The sequence below is a fragment of the Streptomyces sp. CA-250714 genome, from assembly GCF_050936705.1.
In the GTDB taxonomy this organism is placed as follows: domain Bacteria; phylum Actinomycetota; class Actinomycetes; order Streptomycetales; family Streptomycetaceae; genus Streptomyces.
Map to the genome: position 1 here is coordinate 987,001 of NZ_JBNJMI010000002.1, position 18,074 is coordinate 1,005,074.

An 18,074-nucleotide genomic window follows, 5' to 3' on the forward strand; every position below is an offset into this window, starting at 1 on the left:
GACCACCAGAATGGGAGGGGCCCGCTCCGGTTTCTGCTTCGCTCCGGAACGGGACCGCCAACTGTGGCGGTGCACCGGTTGCGGCCCGCCGCGCACTGCCTCCCATCCGGACTTTAACCGTCGGTCCAGGAATCTCACCTGGTCAACCGACCGCTGGCTGCGGCCGGGTCGCGGACTGTAACCGCCGGTTCGGACTTTCACCGACCCCGGAGTGCGCTGACGTCACTGGTACTCCACCAGTCTGCCACGCGGGGACGGTGGCCATGCGAGCGGATGCTGTGTGGTGACTCACAGCAGCCACGGGACACTACTCGTGTCCGCTGCTGGTGCGGGCGTTCGAGCCGTACACGATCGGGGCACGATCTGCGCGGGTCCGCACCCACGGCCGTGGGTGCGCCTACGGACTCTTTGGGGGCGCGAGGGTGCGGCAGGGAGACGAGATGCGGACGGGCGACAGCGGGCCTGAGCCGGATGCGGGGCCGGGGGCGGCGCCGGGTGCGGTGCCGGACCCGGCGGCTGGGGCGGTGCCGCATACGGGGACGGAGGTCGGCCCGCCCGGACGTGCGCCGGGACGCGTGGGCGACGGGCCTCGGCGCCCGGCCCGGCCCGTGCGGGCGGCGCGGGTGGCGGTCTCCGTAGTCTTCGCGGTGCACGGGATGGCGAGCGGTACGTTCGCCACCCGGATCCCCTGGCTACGGGAACATCTGAGCCTGAGCCCCGGCTGGCTCGGGCTCGCGCTGGTGTTCATGACGGCCGGAGCCTCCGCCGCCATGCCGCTCTCGGCGCGGCTGGCACACCGCTACGGACCACGGCGTGCGCTGGCCGCGGTCTCGCTGGCCTGCTGCGCGGGGCTGGCGCTGCCACCCCTCGCTCCTGCCCTGGGGTGGCTGTGCCTGGCGCTGTTCGTGTACGGCTGCGGGCTCGGCCTGATGGACGTCGCGATGAACGCCCAGGGAGTACGGGTCGAGGCGGCGTACGGGCGCTCGGTGATGTCCGCGCTGCACGGCTTGTGGAGCGTGGGGACGCTGCTGGGCGGCGCGGGGGGCGTGGTGGCGGCGCATGCCGGGCTGGACGCGCGGGTGCACCTGGGGGTGGCGGCCCCGCTGCTGGCCGTGGTCGCGGTGGCCGCGGCCCGATGGACGCCTGGGGAGGAGCAGCGCGCCGAGCGCCCCGGCGCTGCGGCCGAGCCGTCGGGCGCCCGGGACGAAGGGGAGGCCCCGCCCCGTTTCGCGCTGCCCTCGCGCGGGGTGCTGGCGATCGGCCTGCTCGGCTTCTGCGCGGTGTTCGCCGAGGGCGCCTCGATGGACTGGTCCGGCATCTATCTGGCCGATGTGACCGGCGCCGAGCCCGGTCTCGCCGCCGCCGCGTACACGGCGTTCGCCTGCACGATGGCGCTCGCCCGGCTGTCGGGCGACGCCGTGGTGCGACGGTTCGGCCCGGTGGCGACGGTACGGGCGGGCGGCGTGCTCGCGGCGGCGGGTGCCGCGCTGGTGGTCGCCGCCCGGACGCCGCCCGCCGCCGTCGTGGGGTTCGCGCTGATCGGGGTGGGGATCGCGGTGGTGGTCCCGCTGTGCTTCGCCGCGGCGGGGCGTACGGCTGCGGGTGCGCCGGGGCAGGCCATCGCGGGCGTCGCCACCCTCGCGTACGCATCGGGCCTCGCGGCCCCCGCGGCGGTGGGGTGGATCGCCGAGTCGACCTCGCTCTCGGTTTCCTTCGGCGTCGTCACCGCGCTGCTGCTGGGGCTGGTCGGCGGAGCGCGAGTGCTCCGCACCTGAGGGCCGCCGCTTTGGTTGGCCCCTCGCGTTTTGCCGCCGTTGGGGCTTCGCCGAGTACCCGGGTGCGGGCACGTCGTGGCCGCTCGCGCAGTTCCCCGCGCCCCTGAGGGGCACCCCCACCGTCACGGCGCACCCTCCTTCCGCCGCCCCTGCAGGGCGACCCCCTCACCATCACGGCGAACCCTCCTTTCCGCCGCGACGGCGGGACGGCGGGACGCCCGACGGCGCAGACCGGCGGTGCCGAGGCGGCGGAAACCCGCCGTTGGAGCTTCGCCGAGCGCCCGAGTGCGGGCACGTCGTGGTCGCTCGCGCAGTTCCCCGCGCCCCTGAGGGGCACCCCCACCCCCCGCGACGGTGGGCAAGAAGTGGGGCGGCGAAATCGGATTAGTATGTGCGGCGATCAAAATCGGCCAGGGGAGCGGAGCGACATGGGCGGGCTCGGCGTGCGGTGGACGGTGCACGGCGACGGGCGCGTGCCGGCGCCCGGCGCGGTGGTGCGGCCGGACGAGCGGCTGTCGTGGCCGCGTACGGCGGGGCTCGGGGCCCAGCACGTGGTGGCGATGTTCGGCGCCAGCTTCGTGGCGCCGGTACTCATGGGGCTGGATCCGAATCTGGCGATCATGATGTCCGGGTTCGCGACGATGATCTTCCTGCTCGCAACCCGCGGCCGGGTACCGAGTTACCTCGGCTGCAGCCTCTCCTTCGTCGGCGTGGCCTCGGCCATCCGCGGCCAGGGCGGCAGCAGCGCCACGGTGACCGGCGCGATCCTGGTGGTCGGCGCCGCGCTGCTCCTCGTCGGGCTGGCCGTCCAGAAGTTCGGGGCGCGGATCATCCACGCGGTGATGCCGCCCGTGGTGACCGGCGCGGTCGTCATGCTGATCGGCTTCAACCTGGCCCCCGTCACCGCCTCGACGTACTGGCCGCAGGACCAGTGGACGGCGCTGCTGACCATGCTGCTGACCGGTCTCGCGGTGGTGTGCCTGCGCGGCTTCTGGTCGCGGATCGCGATCTTTCTGGGGCTGGTCGCCGGCTATCTGATGTCGTGGGTGTTCGACACGGTCTTCGGCCGGATTCATTCGCCGGACGCCGGCGGCAAGACGGTGGACCACTGGCGGCTGGATCTCTCCGCTGTGGGGAAGGCCGACTGGTTCGGGCTGCCGTCCGTGCACGGCCCCGACTTCTCCTGGTCCCCCATCCTGGTGGCGCTCCCGGTGGTGATCGCTCTGGTGGCCGAGAACGCGGGGCACGTCAAGGCGGTCGGCGAGATGACCGGCGACCCGCTGGACGACAAGCTCGGCACCGCGATCTCCGCGGACGGCGCGGGCAGCGTCCTGTCGACGGCGTTCGGCGGTCCGGCCACGACCACGTACTCCGAGAACATCGGCGTCATGGCCGCGACCCGGGTCTACTCGACGGCCGCGTACTGGGCCGCCGCCTGCTTCGCGCTGCTCTTCGGGCTCTGCCCCAAGTTCGGAGCCGTCGTCGCGGCCATCCCCGGCGGGGTGCTCGGCGGTATCACCGTGATCCTCTACGGGATGATCGGGTTGCTCGGCGCGCAGATCTGGATCAACAACGGTGTCGACATGCGCAATCCGCTGAACCTGGTACCGGTGGCGGCGGGCATCATCATCGGCATCGGCAACGTCACACTGAAGTTCACCGACACCTTCGAACTCGGCGGCATCGCCCTGGGCACGCTGGTCGTCCTCACCGGCTACCACGCCCTCAAGGCGCTGGCCCCGCCGCACCTCAAGACCCAGGAACCGCTGCTGGACGAGGGCACCAGCGACTACGACGAGCCGAGCTGAACCGGGTCGCCGGACGCCGCTTCCCGTCGCCGCATCTCGAAGTACCGCACCCGGTGGTCCTCCCCCACCACCCGCATACCGACGGCGGTCATCACCCGCTGCGAGGCGAGGTTGTCGAGGTCGGCGTCGGCCTTGACCAGGGTGACGCCCTGTGACCAGGCGAAGCCCAGCAGCGCGCGCAGTGCCTCGGAGGCGTAACCCCGCCCGCGCGCCGAGGAGTTGAGGGCGTACCCGACGACGACAGTGCCCTCCGCGTCGGGGACCTGGTTGAAGCCGATGCCGCCGATGGCGCGGCCGTCGGCGCGGAGCCGTATCTCGTAGTTGCCGAAGGGCCGCGGATCGCCGGTGGTCGCACACGCCTTCAGCAGATCCTGGGCACCCTCCACATCCATCGCGTCCGGGTACTCGGGGCCCCACAGCTCCATCTCGCCGGGCGTTCCGGCCACCACGCGTTCGGCCTCTTCCGGGGTCATGGGGTGCAGCACGAGCCGGTCGGTGTGCAGGTCGGCGTACGGCTCCGCCGTGGCATCGGTCATGGCAGGTGAGGTATCACGCGGACGCCCGGCACCGCATCCGATTATCCGGCAGCGCCCGCGTCCTCCGTCCGGGGGCCGTACGGGCCGGGCTGCCCGTCCGGCGCGGGGGCGGCTGGCAGGCTGCGGGCATGACCTCTACGGAGCAGGTGCCCGCGCAACGCGCGGTGACGTCGGCGCCCATCGCCGAAGTGACGGCTCAGATGCGGGAGATCGGCGCCATACTGCCCCGGCAGGACGGGGTGGCTGTCTTCAATCGGGTGTACCTCTCGGTGACCGAGGAGCTGGAACGGCGCCTGGTCGCGGGGCACTTCGAGGACCGGGCCGCCACCGGCGAGCTCGGCACCCGGTTCGCGCGGCGTTTCCTGGAGGCAGTTGACCGCGAGGCGGCGGGGCTGCGGGTGCCCTCGTGCTGGCGGCCGCTGTTCCGCTTCCGGCGCCATCCCTCCGTCCACCCGCTCCAGTTCGCGCTGGCGGGCATCAACGCGCACATCGGCCACGACCTGCCGCTCGCGCTGGTGGACACCTGCCGGACGCTGGAGGCCGCACCCGACGACCTGGAGGCCGACTTCGAGCGGATCGGCGAACTGCTGACCGGTCTGGAGGAGCGGATCCGAGAGGATCTGATGCCGGGCCCGGACCTGCTGGACGTGGCCGATCCGCTCACTCATCTGATCGGCTCCTGGAGTCTGGAGCGGGCACGTGCGGGCGCGTGGGTGTCGTTCCGGGCGCTGTGGGGACTGCGGCCGTGCGGAGAACTGCTGGAGGAGATGGCGGAAGGGCTGGACTCCACGGTCGGCGTGGCCGGGCGCTGCCTGCTGACCCCGCTGTGGCACTGAACGTCCACCCCGTACAGTCGGACGACCCGAGCAATCAGCGCGCTACGGAGGCGAGATGGCACTGCGACTGGGGCTGGGACTGCCGCAGACCGGAACGTACGACCTGGCCAGAGACGTGACCGCGGTGGCGCGCGCGGCGGAGGAGCTGGGGTACGACAGCGTCTGGGTGCTGGAGCGGCTGATGCGCCCCGAAGAGCCGCTGGACGACATGTATCTGGTGCCGGGGCTGCGGTGGGCGGGATACTTCCGGTCGGTCGCCGACCCGCTGGTCACCCTGTCGCTGGCCGCCGCCGTCACCGAGCGGGTACGGCTGGGTTCGGCCGTGCTGGTCGGCCCGCTGCACCCGCCGTTCCTGCTGGCCCGGGCCCTGGGATCGCTGGACGCCGCCAGCGGCGGCCGGCTCGTCGCCGGGCTGGGCACGGGCTGGTCCCGCGACGAGTACGCCGCGGCGGGCGTCGACCACGCCGCGCGCGGTGCGGCGCTGGACGAGCTGCTGGATGTGTGCGCCGCCGTGTGGGGCCCGGATCCGGCCGCGTACGAAGGCCGGCGGACCCGGTTCTCACCCTCGGCGGTCGGCCCCAAGCCCGCCGCCCGTATCCCGGTGCTGCTGGCGGGCCGCACCGACACCGCCCTGCGGCGTCTGGTGCGGCGGGCCGACGGGTGGCTGCCCTCGATGCTGACCGGCGAGCAGATCGCCGCCACCTGGTCCCGGATCGCCGAGCTGGCCCGGGAGGCGGACCGGGACCCTGCCGAGCTGTCCATCACCCTGCGCGCCTCCGTCAAGCTCACCGACAAACCGGTGGACGGCAAGCGCCGCCCGCACGAGGGCAGCCTCGAACAGATCGTGTCGGACCTGGCCGGGGCGGTGCGGGCGGGCGTCCACGAGGTGCTGCTGGACAACCAGTTGACCAGCCGGGACGCGCAGGAGCTCGTCGAGACGGCGAAGGCGCTGCGGGAGGCGGTGACCGAGGCGGGCCTGTAGGCCCGCCTGCCCCGTCACTCCCCCGTCGGTCGCCGCGTGCCGGTCAGTCCTCCGGGAGCCGCACCGGCTCGATCTCGTCGAAGACATCGCCAGGCCCCGGGTTGGCGGGGTCGGTGGTGCCGCCCAGGTGGTGCATGACGCCCCAGACGGCGTTCAGCGCGGTCTGTACGGCGCCCTCGGCCCAGCCCGCGGTCCAGGAGATGTCGTCGCCGGCGAGGAAGAGACCGCGCCGGTCGGCGGGCAGCGTCTCCTGCATGAAGTGGGTGAACAGCCGCCGCTGGTAGCGGTAGTGACCGGGCAGATTGGCCTTGAACGCGCCGAGGAAGTACGGCTCGTCCTCCCACGAGACGGTGAGCGGGTTGCCGGTGATGTGCTTGCGGATGTCGACGCCTGGATAGATCTCGCCGAGCGACTTGAGCATCACCTCCATCCGCTCGTTGGCGTCCAGCGGCAGCCACTTCAGGCTGTCGTCGCACCAGGTGTAGGACAGGCAGATCACGGCCGGCTTGTCGGGCCCGTCGTCCAGCAGGTAGGTGCCGCGCGTCATCCGGTCGGTCAGCGTCATGCTCATCGTGTCCCGCCCGGTGCGCGGGTCCGGGTCGAGCCAGAACGGCCGGTCGACGGGGACGAACAGCTTGGAGGACTCCATGTAGTGGGTGCGCTCCACCGCCGTCCAGTGGTCGATGGGCAGCAGCGCGTCGTCGCAGTCGATACGGCTCAGCAGCAGCCACGACTGGGCGGTGAAGACGGCGGCGCGGTAGGTGCGGATGTCGCCGTCCGCGTCGGTGACCGTGACCCGGTTGCCCGCCGTACGGTGCAGCCTGGTGACGGCGGGGCGGTGCACGCCGCCCGGGTGCAGCGACTTGAGGCTGGTGCCCTGCGGCCAGTGGACGAGCTTGCCCGGCTGGCGCTCCCACAGCCGCAGCGGAAGCTGCTGGCAGCCGCCGACGATGCCGCGGTGGTCGTCGTCGGCGCCGGTGTAGACGACGCGCAGGATCTCCAGGATGGAGTTGGGGAAGTCGGTGTCCCAGCCGCCGGTGCCGAACCCGACCTGGCCGAAGATCTCCCGGTGCCGGAAGGAGGCGAAGGCCGCCGAGTCGCACAGGAAGCCGTAGAAGGTCTGGTTGTCCAGCTTCTCCACCAGCCGGGACCAGATCTCGCGGATGCGGGGCACGTCCCGCTCGCGTATCGCCTGCTGCATCGCGGTGAAGTCGGCGCCCTCCTCCAGGCACGCGTTCCACGCGTCCATCACCTGGTGGTAGACGGGCGGCAGATCCTCCAGCGTACGGGCGTAGTGCGACTCGCCCTTGAGGTCCACGACCGTGGAGGGGGTGTCGGGCGCCAGCGGGTTGGGGAACGGCTTGGTCTCCAGGCCGGCCAGGTCGATGTAGTGCTGGAGCGCGGTCGAGGACGGCGGGAAGCGCATGGCACCCATCTCGGCGTGCAGCGAGGGGTCGCCGCCCTCGAACGTCGCCGTCCGCAGCCGCCCGCCGAGCTGATCGGCCTCATAGACGACCGGCTTGAGCCCCATCTTCATCAGCTCGTACGCCGCCACCAGGCCCGACAGACCGCCGCCGATGACGGCCACCTCGGTGCCGTGCTCGGTCGGCGGTACGGCACCGAGACCGGCAGGGTGGGCGAGGAAGTCGTCGTAGGCGAACGGGAAGTCGGGGCCGAACATCGTCAGCGGGCGCTGGGAGCGCTGCTGGGCTTCCTGCTGCTCGTCGTGCTCATGGGCAGCGTTGGGCACGGTGGGCACGGTGGAGGTCATGCGGGTGTCGCTCCTGGGTGGTACGGAAGTACTTGACGGCCTGCGCGGTGCGGCTTCGCCGGCTAGCGCGCGTACAGCTCGGGGCGGCGGTCGGCCAGATATGGATTGCGGTCACGGGAGGCGCGCAGCGCCACGGGATCGGCGTCGGCGACCAGCAGGGCCTCGCCGCTGCCGGCAGCGCGCACCGGCACGGTGCCGTCGGGCGCGGCCAGCCGGCTCAGCCCCGCGAAGTCGAACTCGCCCTCGCGGCCTGCGCGGTTGGCGTACGCGACATACAGCTGGCTCTCCACCGCGCGCGCCACGACGAGGGTCTCGGCGACGGTCTCATACGGCCGCATCAGCGCCGTCGGCACCAGCAGCACGTCGGTGCCGGCCAGCGCGTGGGCCCGGACCGCCTCGGGGAACTCCACGTCGTAGCAGATCAGCAGCCCGAGCCGGACCCCGTCCAGCTCCGCCTGGACGGGCAGCTGCTCGCCGGGGGTGTAGTGCTTCGCCTCGTAGGGACCGTACAGATGCGTCTTGCGGTAGTTGGCGAGTGCGGCCCCGTCCGGGCCGATCAGCTGTACGGAGTTGTGGACCGCGCCGTCCTCGCCGCGTTCGGGGTAGCCGTAGGTGATGGCCACACCGTGCTGCCGGGCGATCCGGGAGACGGCAGCGGCGCTCGGGCCGTCGGCCGGTTCGGCGAGCTGAGCCGGGTCCTCCAGCGCGTAGCCGGTGAGGGAGAGCTCCGGCGTGACCAGCAGCCGGGCACCGCGTGCCGCGGCTTCACCGGCTGCGGCGTCGAGGGAGGTCAGGCCCCCGGAGCCCGCAGTGGAGGGCTGGGCCTGGATCTGGTGGAGAGCGATTCGCACACTTCGACGCTACGGTCGCCCCGGGTGCGCCACAAGCGGGGGATCTTGCGAGTTGACCCGCGGTCTGTTGCGCCTTCAGCGACGACAGCGTCGATTTGTTGCGCCGGTACGGGGTGGTCACAGCGGCGGGCCCGCGTTGTAGCGGCGCAGCAGCGGGGAGAGCACCAGGACGGACTTGGTGCGCTCGACGAAGGGCTCCCCGGCGATCCGTTCCAGCACGGTCTCGAAGTGCCGCATGTCGGCGGCGAACACCTGCACGAGTGCGTCGGCCTCCCCGGTGACGGTGGAGGCCGCCGCCACCTCGGGATAGTGGGACAGCGCCCGGTGGATGTCCTCCGGGGAGGTGCGGGAGCGGCAGTACATCTCGATGAAGCCCTCCGTCTGCCACCCCAGTGCGGAGGGATCGACCCGCACGGTGAATCCGGTGATCGCGCCCCGCTCCCGCAACCGGTCCACACGCCGCTTCACGGCGGGCGCCGACAGACCGACCTCGGCCCCGATGTCGGCGTACGTGCGACGGGCATCCTCGGCGAGGGCGTGGACGATACGTTCGTCGAGATCGTTCATTGACACGGCGATCAGTAGAACATGACGAAACCGCCGGATGAGCCTGCGTACCGGGCATGAGGGCTGCGCTTGCCGCCCCCGCTCTCCCCAAGCTCTACGAGCAGGGGGCGCGCGCCCATCCAAGAAGCGCGGCGCCCCCTCAGTACGCGGCGGTCACCAACTGGCGTGCAGGGGCTTGCCCTCCGCATAGCCGGCGGCGCTCTGGACGCCGACGACGGCCTTCTCGGCGAACTCGTCCAGCGTCCCGGCGCCCGCGTAGGTGCAGGCGGAGCGGACCCCCGCGATGATCGAGTCGATCAGGTCCTCGACGCCGGGGCGGGCCGGGTCCAGGAACATCCGGGAGGTGGAGATGCCCTCCTCGAACAGCCCCTTGCGGGCCCGGTCGTAGGCCGACTCCTCGGAGGTCCTGTTGCGTACGGCACGTGCCGAGGCCATCCCGAAGGACTCCTTGTACAGCCGCCCGTCGGCGGACTGCTGGAGGTCGCCCGGCGACTCGTAGGTGCCGGCGAACCAGGAGCCGATCATCACGTTCGAGGCACCGGCGGCCAGCGCCATGGCGACATCGCGCGGATGCCGCACACCGCCGTCCGCCCAGACGTGCTTGCCGTACTTGCGTGCCTCGGCGGCACACTCCAGGACGGCGGAGAACTGCGGCCTGCCGACACCGGTCATCATCCGGGTGGTGCACATGGCGCCGGGGCCGACGCCGACCTTGATGATGTCGGCGCCCGCGTCGACGAGGTCGCGTACGCCCTCGGCGGCGACCACGTTGCCCGCCACGATCGGCACACCCGGGTCGAGGCCGCGGACGGCCTTGAGCGCCTCCAGCATGCCTTCCTGGTGGCCGTGTGCCGTGTCCACGACGAGGGTGTCGACACCCGCGTCGAGCAGCGCCTTGGCCCGCGCCGCGACGTCGCCGTTGATGCCGACGGCGGCGGCGATACGCAGGGCGTTGTCGGCGTCGACGGCGGGGGTGTAGAGCGTGGCCCGCAGCGCGCCCTTGCGGGTGAGGATGCCCACGAGCTTGCCGTCGGCGTCGACGGCGGGCGCGAACTTGCGGTGGGCGGAGTCGAGCTTGGTGAAGGCGTCGCGCGGGTCGATGTCCGCGTCGATCACCATGAGTTCGGAGGTCATGACCTCCGAGAGCTGGGTGAAGCGGTCGACGCCCGTCAGATCCGACTCGGTGACGACGCCGACGGGCCTGCCGTCGCGGACCACGACACCGGCGCCGTGTGCCCGCTTGGGCAGCAGCGACAGCGCGTCGGCCACGGTCTGGGTGGGGGCGAGTGTGATGGGGGTGTCGAGGACGTGATGCCGTTGTTTGACCCAGCCGATGACCTCGGTGACGACGTCGATCGGGATGTCCTGGGGGATCACCGCGAGTCCGCCGCGGCGGGCCACGGTCTCGGCCATCCGGCGTCCGGCGATGGCGGTCATATTGGCGACCACCAGCGGGATGGTGGTGCCCGAGCCGTCGGGCGAGGACAGGTCCACGCCCTGCCGGGAGCCGACCGCTGAGCGGTTCGGCACCATGAAGACGTCGTCGTACGTCAGGTCGTACGGGGGCCGCTGATCATTGAGAAAACGCACGTACTTCATTCTCCCACGTCCGCACATTCATGCGAGCAGGACGATCCGCTGGAGTGCCGACAACCTGCTGGTGGGATCGCACGAGGGCGTGACCTGCGCCGATGGCACGGTCACGAAGGGTGACCGCCGCCGCCCACCGGGTCCGGAGCGGCCTCCCCCGCGTGGTCCATGGAGCCCTCGCGCCGTGCGCTCCCCGCGCGCCCGGCGTCCCGGCGTGCACGGCGGGTGTCCATCAGCCCCTTGAGGCCGAGTACGGCGGGCGCGGTCCAGCGCGCGGTCAGCGGGCCGAAGATCACCAGGATCATCACATACGCGGTCGCGAGCGGGGTGATCCGTGGATCCGTGCCCGCGGCGAGCCCCGCGACCACAATGGAGAACTCGCCTCGCGCCACCAGCGCCCCGCCGGCCCGCAGCCTGCCCTTGCTGCCCACACCCGCGCGGCCCGCCGCGTACCAGCCGGTGATCACCTTGGTGACGACGGTGACCGCGGCCAGCGCCAGCGCGGGCAGCAGCACCGGGGGAATGTCGGCCGGCGCGGTGTTGAGCCCGAAGAAGACGAAGAACACGGCGGCGAACAGATCACGCAGCGGCGTCAGCAGGCTGCGCGCGTTCTCCGCCGTCTCCCCGGAGAGTGCGATGCCCACCAGAAAGGCGCCGACTGCGGCCGAGACCTGGAGCTTCGCGGCGATACCGGCAATCAGCAGGGTCAGCCCGAGGACGACGAGCAGCAGCATCTCAGGCGTGTCGGAGCTGACGGCGCGGCTGATGTGGCGCCCGAACCGCAGCGCCACGAACAGCACTATGCCCACCGTGCCCACCGCGACGATCATCGCCACGCTGGTCCCCGCCACCCCGAGACCGGCGACCAGCGCGGTCAGCAACGGCAGATAGAGGGCCATGGACAGGTCCTCGATGACGAGCACGCCCAGAATCACGGGCGTCTCCCGGTTACCGAGCCTGCCCAGATCGGTGAGGACCTTGGCGATGACACCGGACGAGGAGATCCAGGTGACGCCCGCCAGCGCCACGGCCGCGATCGGCCCCCAGCCCAGCAGCAGCGCGGCCACCGCGCCCGGCACCGCGTTGAGCAGCAGGTCCACGATCCCGGACGGGTACTGCGTCTTGAGGCTGGTCACCAGCTCGGAGGCGCTGTACTCCAGGCCGAGCAGCAGCAGGAGCAGGATCACCCCGATCTCCGCGCCGACCTCGATGAACCCCTCGCTGGCGGTCAGCGGGAAGAAGCCACCGTGCCCGAAGGCCAGGCCGCCCAGCAGGTATAGCGGGATCGGGGAGAGCCCGATCCGGCCCGCGAAGCGGCCGACCAGTCCCAGGCCCAGGATGACGGCGCCGAGTTCGATCAGCAGAACGGTGGTGTCGTGCACAAAGGGCCCTTCAGTTGTCCAGCGGCTGTCCGGTCCGGGTCAGGTACCGGCGATCATCCGGGTCAGCTCGTCGACTCCCTCCCGGGTGCCGACCGCGACCAGGGTGTCCCCCGCCTCCAGCCGGAAGTCCGGACCCGGCGAGGGAACGGCACCGGTGCGGCGCAGTACGGCGACGATGGAGGCCCCGGTGCGGGTCCGCGCCCTGGTCGCGCCCAGCAGCTCCCCGCTGTACGGGGACTGCCCGGACATCGGGATACGGACGGTGACCAGGTCGATCTCCATCTCGCACGTGCCCAGCCTGGGGCTCTCCCCCGGGGCGAGGATCTCCGCGAGGGAGGCGGCCTCCTCCTGGTCGAGCTGCACCGTCGCCTGGCAGGCGTCCGGGTCGTCCTCCCGGTAGAAGCCGAGGAATCTGCGGCCGTCCTGGTGCTGCACCACAGAAATGTGCCGGCCGGTCCGGGTGGTGATGTCGTACTGCTTGCCCAGCCCCGGCAGCTTGGTGCTCTTGGTCGTCATGGCGTGCTGCCTTCCAGAACCCTCTACGGAGAAAGTGCTACGAAGCGGCGGTGCTGTCCGGATCCGTACGCTCCAACGCCGGGCGCGGTCCAGGTTGTTCCTCCGCCAGCAGCCAGTCGGCGGCCGCGGTGTCCGTCACCAGGCTGGTGACCAGTCCGGAGCGGAGCACCGCGCCGATGGCCGCCGCCTTGCGGTACCCGCCGGCGATGGCGACGACCTCCGGGACCCGGCGCAGCCGCTCGGCCTCCACGGTGATGCAGCGCTCCCCCAGATCCCGGCCGATGCGCCGGCCCTGCGCGTCGAACAGGTGCGCCGACATCTCGGCGGCCACTCCCAGTGACGAGTAGTGGTCGCGTTCCTCGGCGCTGAGCATGTCGTGCACCGTGGAGATGCCCGGCTCCCAGGAGCCGATGGAGACGGCGGCGACAGTCACCTTGTCGAAGTACTCGAAGGCACGGGCGATGCCCGTCTGACTGCGCAGCGCGGCCGCGGTGGCGGTGTCCGGCAGCAGCATCGGCGCGTAGATGGGGTGTGCCTCTCCTCCGGCGACCTCGGCCGCCCGCCGTACGGCCTCCACCGAGCCGCGGTCGGCCGTACCGGCGTCGTACACCCCGGTCAGCTGTACGACGGTGCAGGGCGGCAACTGGCGTAGTGCGGTTGCCATATGGATGGTGGAGCGGCCCCAGGCCAGGCCCAGCACATCGCCGTCGGTGACCAGCTCGCCGAGCAGATCGGCGGCGACCTCGCCGAGGTTCTCCGGGTCCGCGGCGTCGTCCCCGGCCTCGGTGGGCGACTCGACGACGACCGCGTGCCGCAGGCCGAAACGGGCGCGGAGCGCGTCGGAGCGCTCGGCGTCCAGTTCGGCGGGCACCCGGATCTCGATACGCACCAGGTCACGCTCGAGCGCTGTCTCCAGGACCCGGGCCACCTTGAAGCGGCTCACCCCGAACTCGTCAGCGATCTGGATCTTGGATTTGCCCTCCAGATAGAAGCGGCGCGCCATCGCCGCAGCCTGCATGAGTTCGGCGGGTCCCATTCGCGTGGCTCGCCCCGACGACACCGCTCTCACCTCACTGTCTTGCCGTGTCCGCGCTGTCGGCGCTGCCGCGCCGCGCGTTCATCCTTGCAGATCCCCGGCCAATGGTGACCGCGCTCACCTCAGCCCTCCCGGCCGGGCCCCGCCGCTTCCTCCGCCTGCTGCCGCAGCGCGCGCACGGCCGCCGCCGGATCCTCGGCCCCGTAGACGGCCGAACCCGCGACGAACACATCGGCGCCCGCCTCAGCGCAGCGCTCGATGGTGGAGTCGGAGACCCCGCCGTCGACCTGCAACCACATTTGAAGACCGTGCTTGTCGATGAGCTGCCGCGTCCTGCGGATCTTCGGCAGCATGATGTCCAGGAACGCCTGCCCGCCGAAGCCCGGCTCCACCGTCATGACCAGCAGCATGTCGAGTTCGGGCAGCAGATCCTCGTACGGCTCGATCGGAGTGGCCGGCTTCAGCGCCATGGAGGCGCGGGCGCCCTTGGCCCGGATCTCGCGGGCCAGCCGCACCGGCGCCGCCGCGGCCTCCGCGTGGAAGGTGACGGAACCGGCCCCAGCCTCCACGAAACCGGGTGCCCAGCGGTCCGGTTCCTCGATCATCAGATGGCAGTCCAGCGGAATGTCCGTGGCCTGCCGCAGCGACTCCACCACGGGCGCGCCCAGGGTCAGATTGGGCACGAAGTGGTTGTCCATCACATCGACATGCAGCCAGTCGGCGCCTGCCGCGCCGTCGGTGCCCTCGACGCGCCGCGCCTCCTCGGCGAGGCGGGCGAAGTCGGCGGACAGGATGCTGGGGTTGATCTGAGCCATGGCTACCAGTATTCCGTGTGGGTGTTCGAGGTGATCACGCGGTACGGCGGAGCAGCGCCAGATACATCGCGTCGGTGCCGTGCAGATGCGGCCACAGCTGGATGTCGGGCCCCTCCCCCAGCTCGGGCACGCCCGGCAGCAGGGGACGCGCGTCCACCGGCTCGGCGGCCGTCGTGCCCTCCTTCTCCAGCCCGCGCAGTACGTCGTCGACCACCGCGCGGGTCTCCGCCAGATGCGGCGAGCAGGTCACATACGCGACGACGCCGCCGACCCGTGCCGACTCCAGCGCCTGCCGCAGCAGCCCGCGCTGCAACGGTGCGAAGCCCGCCACGTCCTCCGGGCTGCGCCGCCAGCGCGCCTCGGGCCTGCGGCGCAGCGCCCCCAGACCAGTGCAGGGCACATCGACCAGTACCCGGTCGAAGCTGCCGGGCGCCCAGGCCGGCCGGGTGCCGTCCGCGCTGACGACCGCCCAGGGGCCCGGGTTCCCGGCCAAGGCGCGGGCGACGAGGCGGGCGCGGTGCGGCTGCTTCTCGGACGCCAGCAGCGCCGCGCCCCGCTCGGCCGCCAGCGCGCCCAGCAGCGCGGCCTTGCCGCCGGGTCCGGCGCAGGAGTCGAGCCAGCGCGCGTCGGCGCCTTCGAGGGGCGCGGCGGCGAGGGCGAGCGCGACGAGCTGGCTGCCCTCGTCCTGCACCCCGGCCCTGCCCTCGCGTACGGCGTCCAGCGCGCCCGGCTCGCCGCCCTCGGCCAGCCGCACCGCGTACGGCGACCAGCGGCCCGGTACGGCCGCGCCGGGGCTCGTGCCGGAGCCGTGTGCCGACGTGTTCTCCACCTCGGTGCTCAGCTCCTCGGCGGTGATCCGCCCGGGCCGGGCGGCCAGGGTGACCTCGGGGCGTTCGTTGTCGGCCTCCAGCAGCGCGGTGATGTCCTCGCGGCCCCCGCCGAGCGCGTCCCACAGCGCTGACACCACCCAGCGGGGGTGAGCGTGGCGCAGCGCCAGATGCTCCTCCGGGTCCTCGTCGTAGGGCGGTGCGATCCGGTCCAGCCAGCCGTCGAGGTCGTCGGCCGTGATGCGCCGCAGCACGGCGTTGACGAACTTCGCCCGCCCGTCCCCCAGCACCACGCGGGCCAGCTCCACGGTCGCGCTCACCGCGGCGTGCTGCGGGATGCGGGTGCCCAGCAGCTGATGGGCGCCGAGGGAGAGGACGTCCAGCACGGGCGAGTCCACCTCGCGCAGCGGCCGGTCGACGCACTCGGCGATGATCGCGTCGTAGGTGCCCTGCCTGCGCAGCGTGCCGTACACCAGCTCGGTGGCCAGCGCGGCGTCCCGGGCGTCCAGACCGCCGTGCGCGGGGTCCTTCTCGCGGGCCTTTCGCAGCAGCGGCGGCAGTACGAGATTGGCGTAGGCGTCCCGCTCGTCCACCGCCCGCAGCGCCTCGAAAGCGAGGATGCGGACGGGATCCTTACGCGGACGCCGGTACCGGTTGCCGCCCCGGCGGGGTTGAGTGCTCACGAAAAAGGTGCTCCGCAAGATGAGGGGTTGAGGCTTCGAAGGGTGAGACCTCCACCCTACGGCCCCGCACCCTGCGGGCGATGGCCGGTGGCGCCCGGCTCAGGGAGCTGGCGCTTCGAAGCGGGCGCCCTCCTCGATCCGGGTGCCGCGGGCCCAGTCCGCGGCCCGCATGGGCTTCTTGCCCTGCGGCTGCACCCACTCCAGCTCCACGGCGTGCGAGCCCGTACCGACGTGCACCGCGTTCTTGCCGACCCGCAGCTCACCGGGGGCCACCCCGCCCAGCTCGGCATCGGGCGCCGGCACGAGCGAGCGCACCTTCAGCCGCTCCCCGCGGAAGACGGTCCACGCGCCGGGCGCGGGGGAGCATGCCCGCACCACCCGGTCGACGCGCAGCGCCGGCGCCGTCCAGTCGATCCTGGCGTCCTCGACGGTGATCTTCGGCGCGAGGGAGATGCCTTCCTCCGGCTGCGGCACCGCCTGGAGCGTGCCGTCCTCGATGCCGTCCATGGTGGCGGCCAGCAGTCCGGCGCCCGCGAACGCGAGCCGGGTCAGCAGGTCACCGCTGGTGTCCCGTGGCCGTACTTTCTCGGTCACCACCCCGTAGACCGGCCCCGAGTCCAGCCCCTCCTCGATGAGGAAGGTGGTGGCCCCGCTCATCTCGTCCCCGGCCAGCAACGTGTGCTGTACGGGCGCGGCCCCGCGCCAGGCGGGCAGCAGCGAGAAGTGCAGATTGACCCAGCCCTTGGGCGGTACGTCGAGCGCGACGCGGGGCAGCAGCGCGCCGTAGGCGACGACAGGGCAGCAGTCGGGCCCGATCTCGCGCAGCCTGGCCAGGAAGTCCTCGTCCCGGGGGCGCGCGGGCTTGAGCACCTCGATGCCCTCCTCCTCGGCCCGCTGGGCCACGGGACTGGGCACCAGCCGCCGACCGCGCCCCGCACGGGCGTCGGGCCGGGTGACCACGGCGGCGACCTCGTGCCGTTCGGAGGCGATCAGGGTGTCGAGCGCGGGGACGGCGACCTCGGGGGTGCCTGCGAAGACGAGCCTCATCAGTGGCGAACTACCTCTCACACGTGGAAAGCGTGGAAAGACAGCCCAGTTTACGGTCAGCGCGCCCCCATCGGGCGAGGGGGCGTGCGGGCACCCGCGCGCCCTGCCGATACTCCTCCCGCGCCCCCGCAGCGTGACCAGAGAGCCCATCGCGGCGTTGGTCAAGTCAGATTGACCGAACCGAGCGCCGCCCCGCCCACGCGCCGCGGCCTCGTTCCCCCCACATTCCGCACAGCCATCACCCCATCCAGCACCACAGCTGAACACCCCCATGTCAGCCGGTCCGAGAGGCTTCTTCATGGCCGACCACGCAACCCACGACGCCCAGGCGCGGGCCAGCCTGCACCTTCTGGTGCGGGACATCGAGCGGGTCCGCCGGCAGGTGGACGCGCTGCGCACCCTCACGGCGCAGTTGGGCAACGTCTATCGTCCACGGCGCACCGGCCCCTCCGCGGGCTTCGTCGTCTACGGCCGCGCTCCGGCGCCGACCGTCAGACTCGCCCAGGAACTACGCGACAGCGTCGAGACGCTGGTGACGGCGGCGGTGGACTTCGACCGCTCCCTCGGGTTCTCCTGGGACGCCGTGGGCTCGGCGCTGGGCGTCACCAAGCAGGCCGTGCACCGCAGGTACGGTTCTGCACGGCGCGGCGCAGCGCGCAACGCCCCCGAGAACGCCGAGACTTCCGCGGCGGGGACATCGCCGGTCCCGTCCCCGGCGTCCGTGCCCCGGCAGCCCGAGACCGTGCCCGCCGCTTCCCGTTCGCTTCCCATGGCTCCCGGTACGGCAGCTCCCCGGCCCGCCGGTACGCCGGCGGTACCCGCCGCCCGCTCGATTCCGCCACAGCAGCCACCCGCGGCGCAGCCGTACGACACCCGGCACGAGCCGCGCCAGGACGCCTACCGCGATGCCCGGCAGGAGCCGCGTACGGGGGCGCTCCCCTCACCACGCAACGGCTAGGGCGGGTCCCGGCGGGTCTTGCGCAGGGGACGCGCCCCGAAGGGGCGCGGGGAACTGCGCGACCAGCCACAACAAACCCGCAGCCCGCGAACGT

16 protein-coding genes and 1 riboswitch are annotated in these 18,074 nt (G+C 72.3%); of the genes, 5 read left to right on the forward strand and 11 right to left on the reverse strand.

The window, feature by feature from the left end; genetic code table 11:
• Positions 1 to 88 precede the first annotated feature (88 nt).
• Positions 89 to 219: riboswitch (FMN riboswitch) on the reverse strand.
• A gap of 221 nt (positions 220 to 440) precedes the next feature.
• Together ACQEU8_RS23305 and ACQEU8_RS23310 are read left to right on the forward strand one after the other, a co-directional pair.
• On the forward strand, positions 441 to 1,775 hold the full coding sequence (locus ACQEU8_RS23305; RefSeq protein WP_433104166.1) for an MFS transporter: 1,335 nt from the start codon (positions 441 to 443) through the stop codon (positions 1,773 to 1,775).
• Between the two features lie 428 nt (positions 1,776 to 2,203).
• The gene (locus tag ACQEU8_RS23310) at positions 2,204 to 3,583 is read left to right on the forward strand and encodes a uracil-xanthine permease family protein (RefSeq protein WP_433104168.1); all 1,380 of its coding nucleotides are present in this window, start codon (positions 2,204 to 2,206) and stop codon (positions 3,581 to 3,583) included.
• On the opposite strand, the gene ACQEU8_RS23315 is transcribed toward ACQEU8_RS23310, so the two are convergent.
• Complete coding sequence (locus ACQEU8_RS23315) at positions 3,565 to 4,119, reverse strand: GNAT family N-acetyltransferase (RefSeq protein WP_433104170.1); 555 nt, start codon at positions 4,117 to 4,119, stop codon at positions 3,565 to 3,567. The two genes, ACQEU8_RS23310 and ACQEU8_RS23315, sit on opposite strands and share 19 nt — an antisense overlap.
• Positions 4,120 to 4,247: 128 nt before the next feature.
• Between ACQEU8_RS23315 and ACQEU8_RS23320 the strand changes: the two genes are divergently transcribed.
• Positions 4,248 to 4,955 carry a DUF5995 family protein gene (locus ACQEU8_RS23320; protein ID WP_433104172.1) on the forward strand — a complete coding sequence of 236 codons (708 nt, stop codon included), beginning with the start codon at positions 4,248 to 4,250 and terminating at the stop codon, positions 4,953 to 4,955.
• Positions 4,956 to 5,010: 55 nt separating this feature from the next.
• The gene (locus ACQEU8_RS23325) at positions 5,011 to 5,937 is read left to right on the forward strand and encodes a TIGR03619 family F420-dependent LLM class oxidoreductase (protein WP_433104174.1); all 927 of its coding nucleotides are present in this window, start codon (positions 5,011 to 5,013) and stop codon (positions 5,935 to 5,937) included.
• 43 nt (positions 5,938 to 5,980) lie between these two features.
• Here ACQEU8_RS23325 and ACQEU8_RS23330 read toward each other — a convergent pair whose 3' ends face one another.
• The 10 genes from ACQEU8_RS23330 to fmt form a co-directional block, all read right to left on the reverse strand.
• Positions 5,981 to 7,708 (reverse strand): flavin monoamine oxidase family protein, encoded by a 1,728-nt coding sequence (locus ACQEU8_RS23330; protein ID WP_433104176.1) that lies wholly within the window; start codon positions 7,706 to 7,708, stop codon positions 5,981 to 5,983.
• A 62-nt stretch (positions 7,709 to 7,770) separates the two neighbouring features.
• Positions 7,771 to 8,559: a carbon-nitrogen hydrolase family protein gene (locus tag ACQEU8_RS23335; RefSeq protein WP_433104178.1), complete on the reverse strand. Its 789-nt coding sequence runs from the start codon at positions 8,557 to 8,559 to the stop codon at positions 7,771 to 7,773.
• Between the two features lie 117 nt (positions 8,560 to 8,676).
• Positions 8,677 to 9,132: an Lrp/AsnC family transcriptional regulator gene (locus tag ACQEU8_RS23340; protein ID WP_433104180.1), complete on the reverse strand. Its 456-nt coding sequence runs from the start codon at positions 9,130 to 9,132 to the stop codon at positions 8,677 to 8,679.
• 147 nt (positions 9,133 to 9,279) lie between these two features.
• Positions 9,280 to 10,725: a GuaB1 family IMP dehydrogenase-related protein gene (locus tag ACQEU8_RS23345; protein ID WP_433104182.1), complete on the reverse strand. Its 1,446-nt coding sequence runs from the start codon at positions 10,723 to 10,725 to the stop codon at positions 9,280 to 9,282.
• A 101-nt stretch (positions 10,726 to 10,826) separates the two neighbouring features.
• Positions 10,827 to 12,098, reverse strand: a complete 1,272-nt coding sequence (locus ACQEU8_RS23350; RefSeq protein ID WP_433104184.1) for a cation:proton antiporter — start codon at positions 12,096 to 12,098, stop codon at positions 10,827 to 10,829.
• Between the two features lie 39 nt (positions 12,099 to 12,137).
• The gene (locus ACQEU8_RS23355; protein ID WP_433104186.1) at positions 12,138 to 12,614 is read right to left on the reverse strand and encodes a cation:proton antiporter regulatory subunit; all 477 of its coding nucleotides are present in this window, start codon (positions 12,612 to 12,614) and stop codon (positions 12,138 to 12,140) included.
• A gap of 37 nt (positions 12,615 to 12,651) precedes the next feature.
• Positions 12,652 to 13,650, reverse strand: a complete 999-nt coding sequence (locus ACQEU8_RS23360; RefSeq protein ID WP_433104188.1) for a sugar-binding transcriptional regulator — start codon at positions 13,648 to 13,650, stop codon at positions 12,652 to 12,654.
• A gap of 122 nt (positions 13,651 to 13,772) precedes the next feature.
• The gene (rpe, locus tag ACQEU8_RS23365; protein ID WP_433104190.1) at positions 13,773 to 14,465 is read right to left on the reverse strand and encodes a ribulose-phosphate 3-epimerase; all 693 of its coding nucleotides are present in this window, start codon (positions 14,463 to 14,465) and stop codon (positions 13,773 to 13,775) included.
• Positions 14,466 to 14,499: 34 nt separating this feature from the next.
• A complete protein-coding gene (locus ACQEU8_RS23370) occupies positions 14,500 to 15,975 on the reverse strand; it encodes an RsmB/NOP family class I SAM-dependent RNA methyltransferase (protein ID WP_433104192.1) in 1,476 nt (491 codons plus the stop codon).
• A gap of 99 nt (positions 15,976 to 16,074) precedes the next feature.
• Complete coding sequence (fmt, locus tag ACQEU8_RS23375; protein ID WP_433104194.1) at positions 16,075 to 17,022, reverse strand: methionyl-tRNA formyltransferase; 948 nt, start codon at positions 17,020 to 17,022, stop codon at positions 16,075 to 16,077.
• A 298-nt stretch (positions 17,023 to 17,320) separates the two neighbouring features.
• Between fmt and ACQEU8_RS23380 the strand changes: the two genes are divergently transcribed.
• A complete protein-coding gene (locus tag ACQEU8_RS23380) occupies positions 17,321 to 17,980 on the forward strand; it encodes a hypothetical protein (protein ID WP_433104196.1) in 660 nt (219 codons plus the stop codon).
• Positions 17,981 to 18,074: the final 94 nt, after the last annotated feature.